Origin of the sequence: Bradyrhizobium sp. S3.2.6 (assembly GCF_040546885.1) — a bacterium.
GTDB lineage: Bacteria > Pseudomonadota > Alphaproteobacteria > Rhizobiales > Xanthobacteraceae > Bradyrhizobium > Bradyrhizobium cytisi.
The window spans coordinates 105,969-119,411 of the sequence record NZ_JBEPOS010000015.1; the positions used below are offsets into that span (position 1 = coordinate 105,969).

Consider the following 13,443-nt stretch of genomic DNA (forward strand, 5'->3'; position numbering starts at 1 on the left):
CTCCCCTTGTGGGGGAAGGTGGCGCGAAGCGCCGGATGAGGGGTCTCTATCGACACGGGAAAGTGCGGAGAGATACCCCTCACCCCAGTGAGCTTGTGTCTACCAGTGTCGCTGCCCTCTCCCACAAGGGGCGAGGGCACATTGACGCGCATCTCGCCTTGTCACTTCCGCGCAGTCAGCGGCGTTACGCTGCCGCTGTGATCGGCCGCGGGCTCACGACGTATTCGCGCAGCACCTTGTCGCTCCCGTCGACCTCGATCAGCGCGACGTCGTAGGTCCAGAGATCGGCCAGATGCTGGAGCACCCGCTTGGCATCGGTCTCGTTGAGCTGCGAGCCCTTGATGACGCGGTGGTGCAGGATCAGCCGGCGGTCGCCGGAGAGATCGACATCGACCACCTCGATATTGGCGTCGATGTAGCCGACGTCGTGCTGCCGCGCCAGCTCGCGGCGGACGCGGCGGAAACCGCGGTCGTCGTGAATGGCGTCAACCCGGATGCCGGCGCGCTCCTCGGGATCGTCATGCAGATGGAACATGCGGAAGTGCCGCATCAGCTTCGGGCTCAGGAACTGGGCGATGAAGCTTTCGTCGCGGTAGTTGGCCCAGACGTCGCGCAGCACGCCCATCACGTCGTTCTTGCCGGCGATGTCAGGGAACCATTCGCGGTCCTCGTCCGACGGACTGGTGACGATGCGCTCGATGTCCTGCATCATGGCGAAGCCCAGCGCATAGGGGTTGAAGCCCGAGAAACGCTGATCGTCGAATTCGGGCTGGAACACCACATTGGTGTGCGATCCCAGGAATTCGAGGAAGTTGCCGTCGGTGATGCGGCCCTGCTGATGCAGCTGGGTCATGATGCGATAGTGGACGTAGGTCGCCGTCCCCTCGTTCATCACCTTGGTCTGGCTCTGCGGATAGAAATATTGCGCGATGTGGCGAACGATGCGCAGCAGCTCGCGCTGCCAGGGCGCCAGCCGCGGCGCGCTCTTCTCCAGGAAGTAGAGCAGGTTTTCCTGCGGCAGGCCGAGCAGCTTGCGGCGCCGCTCGAGCGAGATCGCGGTCCTGCTCTTCGAGGCACCCTTGGGCACGGTGCGCCAGAGATCGTTGAAGACTTCCTCTTCGTGCTGGCGGCGGCGCCCTGCCCGCTTCTCTTCCTCGCGCAGATCGAGCTTCTTCTTGCCGGGATAACGGTCGATGCCGTGCGACATCAGCGCGTGCGCCGCGTCAAGCGTGCGCTCGACCTCGGTGCGGCCGTAGCGCTCCTCGCATTGCATCACGTATTTCTTGGCGAAATCCAGGTAGTCGAGAATCCCTTCCGCATCGGTCCACTGCTTGAACAGGTAGTTGTTCTTGAAGAAGTGGTTGTGGCCGAAGGCGGCGTGCGCGATCACCAGCGTCTGCATCGTCGCCGTGTTCTCCTCCATGAGGTAGGAGATACAGGGCGAGGAGTTGATCACGATCTCATAGGCGAGGCCCATCAGGCCCTTGCGATACGACGCCTCGTGATACGCAAAATGCTTGCCGAACGACCAGTGCTTGTAGAACAGCGGCATGCCGACGGATGAATAGGCATCCAGCATCTGCTCGGCGGTGATCACCTCGATCTGGTTCGGGTAGACGTCGAGCCCGAGATCCTTCAACGCCACCTCCTCGCAGGCATCGGTGATGCGCTGCAAGGTGTGGAAATCCCAATCGGCGCCTTCGAACAAGCGTTCCGTCATGGAGCGGCTTTCTCCTGAGAAGTCTCGCGGCGCTGGAACAGATCGTGGAACACCGGGAAGATCTCGCTGCGCTCGCTGACCTTGCGCATCGAGAGCGGTGCGCCGCCGTTGCGCAGGCGCTCATAAAGGGTCCAGAGCGAGGAATCGGACAGATCGAAGGCGCTGCCGCCGGATTCTCCGACCTCGAGATAGGCAAAGAACTGGCAGACCGGCAGGATTTTCTCGGTCAGCAGCAGGCCGGTGAGCTCGCCGTCGGAATAGGAATTGTCGCCGTCGGAGGCTTGCGCCGCGTAGATATTCCAGTCCGCCGGATTGAAGCGTTCGCGCACGATCTCATGCATCGCCTGCAGCGCGCTGGAGACCAACGTGCCGCCGGAGGCCGGGCCGTAGAAGAAGGTCTGCTCGTCCACTTCCTCGGCGCGGTCGGTGTGGCGGATGAAGACGATCTCGACATGCTTGTAGCGACGCTTCAGGAACACGTAGAGCAGCATATAGAAGCGTTTGGCGAGATCCTTCATATGCTCGGACATCGAGCCGGAGACGTCCATCAGGCAGAACATCACGGCCTGCGCCACCGGCCGCGGCACCTTCTCGTAGCGGCGGTAGCGGATGTCGAGCGGATCGATGAAGGGAATGCGCTTGGTCTTCGCCTTCAGCTTTTCGAGCCGGGCGAGAAGCTCCACGCGTTCGTCCTCGTCGGCGCAGGCGGCGATCTCGGCTTCCAGCGCTTCGATCTCGTCCTTGCTGGGACGCTTGAGCGCGATGCGGCGCGCCAGCGCGAGCTTTACGGTGCGGCTGACCGAGATGTTGGCGGGCGACCCCGACGTGGTATAGCCGACGCGCTGGATGCCCTCGCTCTCCGTCTGTGCAATCTTGCGCTTGGCGAGATCGGGCAGCTCGAGATCGTCGAGGAAGAGATCGACGAATTCGTCGCGGCTGAGCACAAAGCGGAAGGCGTCCTCGCTGTCGCCTTCGCCGGGACCGGAATCCTTGGCGCTGCCCTGGCCGGAGCGCTGGAGGTAGTCGCCCTCGATGAACTTCTTGTTGCCGGGCAGCACCATGTCGCGCGTTCCGCCTTCACGGCGGAAACGCGGCTCGTGCATGCCGTCGAGCGGTATCGTGACCTCACCACCCTCCAGGACGTCCTTGATGTCGCGTTCCTGCGAGGTCTTCTTGACGGCGCCCTGCACCAGGGATTTGGCCCGACGCAAGAACCGCTGCCGGTTCTCAAGACTCTTGCCGCCTGGATTCAGGCGCCTGTCAATAATGTGAATGGCCACTTTCTCATCCGTCTCAACCGGCTTGCTTCACGCGCATGTACCATTCGACCAGTCGGCGAACCTGACGCTCGGTGTAGCCGCGCTCCACCATGCGTGCGACGAACTCGCCGTGCTTCTTCTCCGTCTCGCCGTCCTTCTTAGACCCGAACGAGATGACCGGAAGCAGGTCCTCGACCTGAGAGAATATCCGCTTTTCGATCACATCGCGAATCTTCTCGTAGGAGGTCCAGGTCGGATTCTTCCCGCCGTTCTGGGCGCGCGACCGTAACGAGAATTTGACCACCTCGTTGCGGAAATCCTTCGGGTTGGCGATGCCGGCCGGTTTTTCGATCTTGGTCAGCTCCTGGTTCAAGAGATCGCGATCAAGGAGTTGTCCGGTGTCGGGATCCTTGAAATCCTGGTCCTCGATCCAGGCGTCGGCGTAATCCACGTAGCGGTCGAACAGGTTCTGGCCGTAATCCGAGTAGGATTCCAGATAGGCCTTCTGGATCTCGTTGCCGATGAACTCGGCATAACGCGGCGCAAGTTCCGCCTTGATGAATTCGAGGTAACGCTTTTCGATTTCCTCAGGAAGCTGCTCGCGGCGGATCGACTGTTCCAGCGCATACATCAGGTGCACGGCGTCGGCGGCAACCTCCTGCGGATCGTGGTTGAAGGTCGCGGCCAGGATCTTGAAGGCAAAGCGCGTGGAGACACCGTCCATGCCTTCGTCGACGCCGGCGGCATCCCGGTATTCCTGGACGCTGCGCGCTTTGGGATCGGATTCCTTCAGGCTTTCGCCATCATAAACCCGCATCTTGGCAAACAGCGTGGAATTCTCGTGCTTGCGTAGCCGCGACATCACCGAGAATCGCGCCATCGTTTCCAGCGTCGCCGGCGCGCACGGTGCAGACGCAAGCTCGGAGCCCTGGATCAGCTTTTCGTAGATCTTCTGCTCTTCGGTGTAGCGCAGGACATAGGGCACCTTGATAACGCAGATGCGGTCGATGAAGGCTTCGTTGTTCTTGTTGGCCTTGAAGCTCGACCACTCCGCCTCGTTGGAGTGCGCGAGGATGACGCCTGTGAACGGGATCGCGCCGATGTTCTCGGTGCCGATATAGTTGCCTTCCTGCGTTGCGGTCAGCAACGGATGCAGCATCTTGATCGGCGCCTTGAACATCTCGACGAATTCGAGCACGCCCTGATTGGCGCGGTTGAGGCCGCCGGAATAGCTGTAGGCGTCGGGATCGTTCTGCGCGTAGGTCTCGAGCTTGCGGATATCGACCTTGCCGACCAGCGAGGAGATGTCCTGGTTGTTCTCGTCACCGGGCTCGGTCTTGGCGATACCGATCTGGCGCAGCCGCGACGGCTGAATCTTGGCGACGCGGAATTGCGAGATGTCGCCGCCGAAGGCTTCCAGCCGCTTGTAGCACCACGGGCTCATCAAGCCGGTGAGACGCCGGCGCGGAATGCCGTACTTCTCTTCCAGCATCGGACCGAGCTGATCGGGATCGAACAGGCTGAGCGGGCTCTCGAACACCGGCGAGAGTTCATCGCCGGCCTTGAGCACGTAGATCGGATGCACTTCCATCAGCGACTTCAGCCGCTCGGCGAGCGAGGATTTGCCGCCGCCGACCGGTCCGAGCAGATAGAGGATCTGCTTGCGTTCTTCGAGGCCCTGCGCCGCATGACGGAAGAAACCGACGATGCGCTCGATGGTTTCTTCCATGCCGTAGAAGCCGGCGAAGGCCGGATAGGTGCGGATCGTGCGGTTCAAAAAAATACGGCCAAGGCGTGGGTCCTTGGCCGTGTCGATCGTCTGGGGCTCGCCGATCGCCGCCAGTAACCGTTCGGCCGAGTTCGCGTATTTCATGGGATCGCTTCGACACGATTCCAGGTATTCCGCCATCGACATGTCGTGCTGGCTTCTCGCCTCGAACGACTTAGCGAAAGCGTTGAATAGAGAATCGTTGTACATGATCCCTCTCCGCGTGAGTTCCGCTACAAGCTGAAACGAAAGCAGTTACTGGACCGTTCCTCAGGCCGCTTCTCGAATCAGCGTGAGCACATGACCATCATTGGACACCCGGGTGCCGAGACGACGCAACGCACAAGGTAGGCACTCGCTGAATTACGAACAGGCACTTGCCTGTAATTTGTGCGAATCTCTATCCATCTTCGCTCATTTCCAGAAAATGTCACTCGCTCGCCACATCCGGGCAATACCGGGGACGAGTCCCTCGGGCACTGCAACATGACAATTTGCCAGCGGCAAACTTATGACGCTTGCAGGGCGATGCCTTGCGCGCCGCGTTCATCTTCCTGCTGCGATGCGATGCGTGGGCAAGCGCGCAGCGCTGTATCATAATCGGTCGCCAAACCCTCCGAACGGATAACGTCGTTCTGCGTGGCGGCCCGGATGCAGAAGAGCTGCCGCGCTTGACTTGAAGGCAAGCCGTCTGAAAGCAAGCCTTTTGAAAGCAAGCCTTTTGAAAGCAACGCTTGCGCGCCGCCGCATCATCGCGAGGTGCGCCGCGACCAGGAGCCGCATGACGGATTGACCGATGTCGAGATCATGGGATGCGCCGATGCAGACGGTCGACGCGATCGATGGCCCGTGATCGGCTACGGCAACGCCATCAGGACTTGCGTGCATGCTTCCCCCAGCATGGCCATTCGCGACCGAGCCAATGACGATCAGACGGATCGATAACCGCTGACGACACTTCGCGACGCGACCGATGTCCTCACGCAACAACGCCTCGGCCGAACCATCGCGGCCAAATTTTTATTACGCAAAAGGACGACTGCCGCCTGGATCGCCATGATCGCGACGGAGTTAAGCTGAGAGAATGACGCCAATACCCTTGATTGGTTCCCTCCCGGGAGCATGTGAGCTAAAGGATAGCGCGTCAGGACCGGCGCGGAAACCCCCTCCGCCCGCAGGCTTGGAGATAAATAAGCATCATGAATCCCGTCAAAGAACTGGAAAAGCACGGACAAGCCGTCTGGCTGGACTTCCTCGCCCGCGGCTTCATCGCCAAGGGCGACCTGAAGCGGCTGATCGACGACGACGGCCTCAAGGGCGTCACCTCCAATCCGTCGATCTTCGAGAAGGCGATCGGTAGCTCGGACGAGTACGACGCCCCGATCGGCAAGGCGCTGAAGCGCGGCGACCGGACCGTGGCCGATCTGTTCGAGGCGGTCGCGATCGAGGACATCCAGAACGCCGCCGACGTGCTGCGGCCGGTCTATGACCGCCTCAAAGGCCATGACGGCTATGTCAGCCTCGAGGTCTCGCCCTATCTGGCGATGGACACCGCCGGGACCGTCGCCGAGGCACGGCGGCTCTGGAAGGACGTCAACCGCAAGAACCTGATGGTGAAGGTGCCGGCGACGCCGCAGGGCCTGCCGGCGATCGAAACGCTGATCGGCGACGGCGTCAGTATCAACATCACGCTGTTGTTCTCAAAGGCAGTCTATCTCGAGGTCGCCGAGGCCTATCTCGCCGGCCTCGAGAAATATATCGCCGGCGGCGGCGACCCCTCGCATGTCGCGAGCGTGGCGAGCTTCTTCGTCAGCCGCATCGACTCCATGGTCGACAAGCAGCTCGACGAGAAGATCGCGCGGGCCAACGACCCATCCGAGAAAGAGCGGCTCGCCGCGCTGAAGGGCAAGGTCGCGATCGCCAACGCGAAGGTCGCCTATCAGGATTACAAGCACCTGTTCTCGGGCCCGCGCTGGGACAAGCTCGCCGCCAAGGGCGCCAAGCCGCAGCGCATGCTGTGGGCCTCGACCGGCACCAAGAACAAGGACTACAGCGACGTGCTCTATGTCGAGGAGCTGATCGGCCCCGACACCATCAACACCATGCCGCCGGCGACGCTGGATGCATTCCGCGACCACGGCAAGCTGCGCGACAGCCTGGAGGAGAACGTCGACGACGCCCGCCGCGTGCTGGAAGAGCTGGAGCGCTCCGGCGTCTCGCTCGATGCCATCACCGAGGAGCTCGTCAAGGACGGCGTCAAGCAGTTCGCCGATGCCGCCGACAAGCTCTACGGCGCCGTCGCCCACAAGCGCGCCACGGTGCTCGGACCCGCGATCGACCGCCAGCAGCTCTCGCTGGGGGACGGCCTCGGCAAGGCCGTGGCCAAGAGCACCGAGGAATGGCGCGCATCGGCAAAGATCCGCAGGCTGTGGCAGCGCGACAAATCGGTCTGGACCGGGACGGACGAGGACAAATGGCTCGGCTGGCTCGACAGCGCGGCGAAAGCCGACGTCGCCGACTACGAGGACTATGCCAACCGCGTGAAGGGCCAGAACTTCTCCGACGCCGTCGTGCTCGGCATGGGCGGATCGAGCCTCGGGCCGGAGGTGCTGGCCGAGACCTTTGCTAGGAAAGCGGGCTTCCCGAAGCTGCACGTGCTGGATTCCACCGATCCGGCGCAGGTGCGGGCGATGGAGGCCAAGATCGACATCGCCAAGACCGTGTTCATCGTCTCCAGCAAATCCGGCGGCACCACCGAGCCGAACGCGATGAAGGATTATTTCCATGAGCGCGTCGCGCAGGCGCTCGGCCCGAAGGCCAAGACCGGCTTCCGCTTCATCGCGGTGACCGACCCGGGCTCCTCGCTGGAAAAGGCGGCGAAGAAGCTCAACTACGCCCGCGTCTTCCATGGCGAACCGTCGATCGGCGGCCGCTATTCGGTGCTGTCGCCGTTCGGCCTGGTGCCGGCGGCCACGGCCGGCATCGACGTCAAGACCTTGGTCAAGCATGCGCTCTCGATGGCACGCTCCTGCGGACCGGACGTGCCGCCAAGCGAGAACCCGGGCGTCCAGCTCGGCCTCGCCATGGGCCTCGCCGGACTCGAAGGCCGCGACAAGGTGACAATCCTGTCGTCGAAGAAGATCGCCGATTTCGGCGCCTGGGCCGAGCAGCTCATCGCGGAATCGACCGGCAAGGAGGGCAAGGGCCTGATCCCGATCGCCGGCGAGCCGCTGGGCGAGTCCTCGCTCTACGGCAACGACCGCTTCTTCATCGACATCCGCACCGAGGGCGAGACAGACGCCGCGCACGACTCGGCACTTGCCGGGATCGAGGCGGCCGGCCATCCCGTGGTGCGCATCGTCATGAAGTCGATCGACCATCTCGGTCAGGAGTTCTTCCGCTTCGAGATGGCGACGGCGGTGGCAGGCTCGATCCTCGGCATCAACCCGTTCGACCAGCCCGACGTCGAAGCCGCCAAGATCAAGACCCGCGAGCTGACGTCAGCCTACGAGAAGACCGGCGCGCTGCCGGCCGAAGAGCCCGTGGTCAGCACCGCGGAATTCGACCTCTACACCAACGACACCAACGCAGTCGCGTTGCGCACGATGGGAGCCAATGGCGACCTCGCCTCCTGGCTCAGGGCACATATCACGCGCTCGCGGCGCGGCGATTATTTTGCCCTGCTCGGCTACATCGCCCGCGACAAGGCCACAATCGAGGCGCTGCAGGAGATGCGGACGGCCGTGCTGGAGAAACGGCATCTGGCGACTGCCGCCGAATTCGGACCGCGCTTCCTGCACTCCACGGGTCAGGCCTACAAGGGCGGGCCCGACAGCGGCGTGTTCCTCCAGATCACTGCAGATGACGCCAAGGACCTGGCCGTGCCGGGCCAGAAGGCAAGTTTTGGCGTGATCAAGGCGGCGCAGGCACGCGGCGATTTCGACGTGCTCACCGAGCGCGGCCGTCGCGCGCTTCGGGTGCACCTGAAGGGGCCGCTCAAGAAAGGTCTCGCTGCGCTCAATGCCGCGCTCACTGACGCGCTGAATTAAGAGGAATTTCTCAATGCAACTCGGCATGATCGGCCTCGGCCGGATGGGCGGCAACATCGTTCGCCGGCTGATGCGCCACGGCCATTCGACCGTGGTCTATGACAAGGACGCCAAGGCCGTCGCCGGTCTCGCCGCAGACGGCGCAGTCGGCTCGGCGACGCTGGAAGAGTTCATCGCGAAACTGGAGCGGCCGCGCACGGCCTGGGTGATGCTGCCTGCGGGCCGCATCACCGAGCAAACCATCGACACGATCGCCGGCGTGATGCAGGAGGGCGACGTCATCATCGACGGCGGCAACACCTTCTGGCAGGACGACGTCCGGCGCGGCAAGGCGCTGAAGGCGCGCGGCATCCACTATGTCGACGTCGGCACGTCCGGCGGCGTCTGGGGGCTCGACCGCGGCTATTGCATGATGATCGGCGGCGAGAAACAGGTCGTCGACCGGCTCGATCCGATCTTCGCAGCCCTAGCGCCCGGCGCCGGCGATATTCCGCGCACGGAGGGACGTGACGGGCGCGATCCGCGCATCGAGCAGGGCTACATCCATGCCGGTCCCGTCGGCGCGGGCCATTTCGTCAAGATGATCCACAACGGCATCGAATACGGCCTGATGCAGGCCTATGCGGAAGGATTCGACATTCTCAAGAACGCCAATATCGACGCCCTGCCCGCCGATCATCGTTACGATTTCGATCTCGCGGACATCGCCGAAGTCTGGCGGCGCGGCAGTGTGATCCCGTCATGGCTGCTCGATCTCACCTCGACCGCGCTCGCCGACAGCCCCGCACTGGCTGAATATTCCGGCTTCGTGGAGGATTCCGGTGAGGGACGCTGGACCGTGAATGCGGCGATCGACGAGGCCGTGCCGGCCGAAGTCCTGACGGCTGCGCTCTACACACGTTTCCGTTCCCGCAAGGACCACACCTTCGCCGAAAAAATTCTCTCGGCGATGCGCGCGGGATTCGGCGGCCACAAGGAGCCGAAGCAGCCGGACGCTTCGAAGCCCAAATAAGAAGTCGAAGCAACAAGCAACACAGCGAAGGGCCAATCGTTCGTGACAAAAGACCCGCAAGCAAAGCCCAAGCCGGAAAATTGCGCCTTCGTCATTTTTGGTGCCACCGGCGATCTCACGCACCGTCTCGTGATCCCCTCGCTTTACAATCTTGCCGCAGAACATTTGCTGCCGGAGAAATTTTGCGTCGTCGGTGTGGGCCGCAACGCCATGTCGGATGACGATCTGCGCGACGGTCTGTTGAAGGGCCTGAAGCAATTCGCAACGCGACCCGTGGACGACGATATCGCCCAGAGACTGCTGGAATGCGTCACCTTCGTCGAGGCCGATCCGAAGGACCCGCCCTCCTTCGATCGTCTGCGCGAGCATCTGGATTCGCTGGAATGCGCGCAAGACACCGGCGGCAATCGCCTGTTCTATCTGGCGACCCCGCCCGCTGCATTCGCACCGACCGCACGCGAGCTCGGCCGCACCGGCATGATGAAGGAGAACGGCGCCTGGCGGCGGCTGGTGATCGAAAAACCGTTCGGCACCGATCTCACCTCGGCGCGGGCCCTGAATGCCGAGTTGCTGAAGATCATGGGCGAGCACCAGATCTACCGGATCGATCATTATCTCGGCAAAGAGACGGTGCAGAACATTCTGGTGCTGCGCTTTGCCAATGGCATGTTCGAGCCGATCTGGAATCGCAACCACATCGACCACATCCAGATCACGGTCGAGGAGAAGCTCGGCGTCGGCCATCGCGGCGGCTTCTACGACGCCACCGGCGCGCTGCGCGACATGGTGCCGAACCATCTGTTCCAGCTGATGTCGCTGGTCGCGATGGAGCCGCCGGCGCGTTTCGACGCCCATTCCGTGCGCTCCGAGAAGGCGGAGGTGCTCACCGCGATCCAGCAGCCGAGTCACGAGGAGGCGCTCAAGAATTCTGTCCGCGCGCAATATCTCGCGGGCCGGATCGGCGACGACGAAATACCGGACTATCGGAAGACCGAGGACGTCAAGCCCGGCAGCGCCACCGAGACCTTTGTCGCGCTGAAGCTGATGATCGACAATTGGCGCTGGGCCGGCGTGCCGTTCTATCTGCGTACCGGCAAGGCGTTGGGGCACAAGCGAACGGAAGTCGCAATCAAGTTCAAGCAGGCGCCGCTCTCGATGTTCTCCGGCACGGCGGTCGACCGTCTCTCGCAAAATTTCCTCACCATCGGCATTGCGCCGACCGAGACCATCGAGCTTCAGTTCAACGCCAAGATTCCGGGGCCGAGCATCACCATCGACGGCGTCGAGATGAAGTTCAAGTACGGCGATTATTTCCAGGCCGATCCCTCGACTGGCTACGAGACGCTGATCTACGACTGCATGATCGGCGACAACATCCTGTTCCAGCGCGCCGACGGCATCGAAGCCGGATGGCAGGCGGTGCAGCCATTCCTCGATGCCTGGAAGGACGCAGGCAGCAACGGCATCGAAACCTACCCCGCCGGCAGCGACGGCCCGGCCTGTGCCGACGAGCTGCTGCGGCGCGACGGCCGCAGCTGGCGGAAATTTTCGTGATGGCGACGGCCGGGCAGCCGAAGCTGATCGTCGTGGCCGACGCGGAAGCCCTCGCGCAGGCCGCCGCGGAGCGGGTGGTGGCGCGGGTGGTTGCCAATCCCGGCCGGATCGCAATCTGCCTCACCGGCGGCTCGAGCCCGAAGAAGCTCTACCAGCTGCTCGGCAGCGAGGCTTGGCGTGGCAAGATTCCATGGGATCGCGTACACTGGTTCATCGGCGACGAGCGTTTTGTCCCCGAGAGCGATCCCCTCAACAACATGGCCGTCGCGCGCGAGATCTTCCTCGATCGCAACGCGCCACCAGGCCATATCCATCCGATTCCGACCACAGCCGAGAGTCCCGACCAGAGTGCGGAAACCTATGCGCGCGAGCTGCAGGCCTTCTACGGCTCGGACCAGCTCGATCCGGCGCGGCCGCTATTCGATCTCGTCCTGATGGGCGCCGGTCCTGACGGCCACACTGCCTCGCTGTTTCCCGGCTATCCCGCCGTCGAGGAGACCGCGCGCTGGGTCGTCGGCGTGCCGAGGGCCAATGTCGCGCCCTTCGTGCCGCGGGTCTCGCTGACGCTGCCTGCGCTGGCCTCCTGCCGCGAGATGCTGTTCGAGATTGCCGGGCATGACAAACAGCCGATCTTGACGCGCCTCCTCAATGGCGAGACTCTGCCGGCTGTACGCGCGCGCTCGAATGGCGGGACCCTCTGGCTGGTCGACCAGGCCGCGCTTCCGGAGGGGATTCGTGGCGGGCGCTAAAGCACCTTGTGCGTTGATCGTGATGGGCGTGTCGGGCTCGGGCAAGAGCACAGTGGCGGAATTGCTCGGCAAGCGGCTGGGCTGGCGATTCGAGGACGGCGACAGCTTTCACCCCGCGAGCAATGTCGAGAAGATGAGAGCCGGCCGTCCGCTCACCGACGAGGACCGCTGGCCCTGGCTCAACGCCATCGCCGACGAGATCGCGCGGGTCTGCAACAAGGGCGAGCACGTCATCATCGCCTGTTCGGCACTCAAGCACACCTATCGCGACGTGCTGCTGCGCGGACGCGACGACGTGCGCTTCGTGTTCCTGAAGGGCACGCAGGAGCTGATTGCCGACCGGCTCGCGCACCGCAAGGGTCATTTCATGCCGCCCGGGCTCCTCACCAGCCAGTTCAACACGCTGGAGCCGCCCGAGGCGAGCGAGCATGTCATCACGGCGTCGATCGATGAATCGGTCGAGGCGATCGTGGACGGCATCGTGCGGCAGTTGAAAATCGACGGCGGGAAACGCAAGCCATGACGAAAATATCACTGGTGGTCTCCGACGTCGACGGCACGCTGCTGACCAAGGACAAGACGCTGACGGAGCGCGCGAGGTCCGCCGTGCAGCAGCTGCACCAGGCCGGCATCGGCTTCACCATCACCTCCAGCCGGCCTGCGATCGGCATGCGCTTCCTGATCGAGCCGCTGGCGCTGTGGCTGCCGGTCGGCCCGTTCAACGGCTCCTCGATCGTCGATCCCGAGATGAACCCGGTCGAGCAGCATTTGATCCCGAAAAGCGCCGCCGAACGGTCACTGCGGATCCTCCGTGAATTCGGCGCCGACATCTGGCTGTTCACCTACGACAAATGGCTGATCGACAACCCGGCCGGCAAATATGTCGCGCATGAGCAGCACACGATCCGCTCCGATCCGACCATCGTAACGGATTTCTCGCCCTATCTCGCCAGCGCCTGCAAGATTGTCGGCGCCAGCGCCGATGCGGCGGGCCTCGAGGCTTGCGAGAAGGCGATGCAGCAGGCGCTCGGCGGCGAGGCCACTGCCGTCCGCTCGCAGACCTATTATCTCGACGTCACCCCGCCCGGCTTCGACAAGGGCACGTTCGTGCAGGCCATGGCCAAGCGGCTGGGCATCTCCACCGACGCGGTCGCAACCGTCGGCGACATGCAGAACGACCTTGCGATGTTCCGCGTCAGCGGCGTCTCGATCGCCATGGGCAACGCCACCGACAGCGTCAAGGACCAGGCGACAAACGTCACCGCAACCAACGAGCAGGATGGCTTTGCGGAAGCGATGGAGATGATCTTGAAGCGGAACGGGGCCGGCTAA

The 13,443-nt window shown here is 63.1% G+C and carries 10 protein-coding genes; 6 read left to right on the top strand and 4 right to left on the bottom strand.

The window, feature by feature from the left end; translation table 11 throughout:
* Positions 1–184 precede the first annotated feature (184 nt).
* The 4 genes from ABID58_RS24435 to ABID58_RS24450 form a co-directional block, all read right to left on the bottom strand.
* Positions 185–1,720, bottom strand: coding sequence for a SpoVR family protein (locus ABID58_RS24435; RefSeq protein ID WP_148754745.1), 1,536 nt, complete (start codon positions 1,718–1,720; stop codon positions 185–187).
* Positions 1,717–2,994 carry a YeaH/YhbH family protein gene (locus ABID58_RS24440; RefSeq protein WP_187435276.1) on the bottom strand — a complete coding sequence of 426 codons (1,278 nt, stop codon included), beginning with the start codon at positions 2,992–2,994 and terminating at the stop codon, positions 1,717–1,719. Before ABID58_RS24440 ends, ABID58_RS24435 begins: the two co-directional genes overlap by 4 nt.
* A gap of 19 nt (positions 2,995–3,013) precedes the next feature.
* Positions 3,014–4,957, bottom strand: coding sequence for a PrkA family serine protein kinase (locus tag ABID58_RS24445; protein WP_148754747.1), 1,944 nt, complete (start codon positions 4,955–4,957; stop codon positions 3,014–3,016).
* A 384-nt stretch (positions 4,958–5,341) separates the two neighbouring features.
* On the bottom strand, positions 5,342–5,734 hold the full coding sequence (locus ABID58_RS24450; RefSeq protein ID WP_354035230.1) for a hypothetical protein: 393 nt from the start codon (positions 5,732–5,734) through the stop codon (positions 5,342–5,344).
* 212 nt (positions 5,735–5,946) lie between these two features.
* Between ABID58_RS24450 and ABID58_RS24455 the strand changes: the two genes are divergently transcribed.
* Genes ABID58_RS24455 through ABID58_RS24480 form a run of 6 tightly spaced genes read left to right on the top strand, consistent with a single transcriptional unit; the run spans position 5,947 to position 13,443 of the window.
* Positions 5,947–8,796, top strand: a complete 2,850-nt coding sequence (locus ABID58_RS24455) for a bifunctional transaldolase/phosoglucose isomerase (RefSeq protein ID WP_354035232.1) — start codon at positions 5,947–5,949, stop codon at positions 8,794–8,796.
* A 13-nt stretch (positions 8,797–8,809) separates the two neighbouring features.
* On the top strand, positions 8,810–9,808 hold the full coding sequence (gnd, locus tag ABID58_RS24460; protein ID WP_354035234.1) for a phosphogluconate dehydrogenase (NAD(+)-dependent, decarboxylating): 999 nt from the start codon (positions 8,810–8,812) through the stop codon (positions 9,806–9,808).
* A 42-nt stretch (positions 9,809–9,850) separates the two neighbouring features.
* Positions 9,851–11,362: a glucose-6-phosphate dehydrogenase gene (zwf, locus tag ABID58_RS24465; protein WP_354035235.1), complete on the top strand. Its 1,512-nt coding sequence runs from the start codon at positions 9,851–9,853 to the stop codon at positions 11,360–11,362.
* Positions 11,362–12,111 (top strand): 6-phosphogluconolactonase, encoded by a 750-nt coding sequence (gene pgl / locus ABID58_RS24470; RefSeq protein WP_354035313.1) that lies wholly within the window; start codon positions 11,362–11,364, stop codon positions 12,109–12,111. The genes zwf and pgl overlap by 1 nt, the downstream gene beginning before the upstream one ends.
* On the top strand, positions 12,098–12,634 hold the full coding sequence (locus ABID58_RS24475; protein WP_148754752.1) for a gluconokinase: 537 nt from the start codon (positions 12,098–12,100) through the stop codon (positions 12,632–12,634). The genes pgl and ABID58_RS24475 overlap by 14 nt, the downstream gene beginning before the upstream one ends.
* On the top strand, positions 12,631–13,443 hold the full coding sequence (locus ABID58_RS24480; RefSeq protein ID WP_354035237.1) for an HAD family hydrolase: 813 nt from the start codon (positions 12,631–12,633) through the stop codon (positions 13,441–13,443). The genes ABID58_RS24475 and ABID58_RS24480 overlap by 4 nt, the downstream gene beginning before the upstream one ends.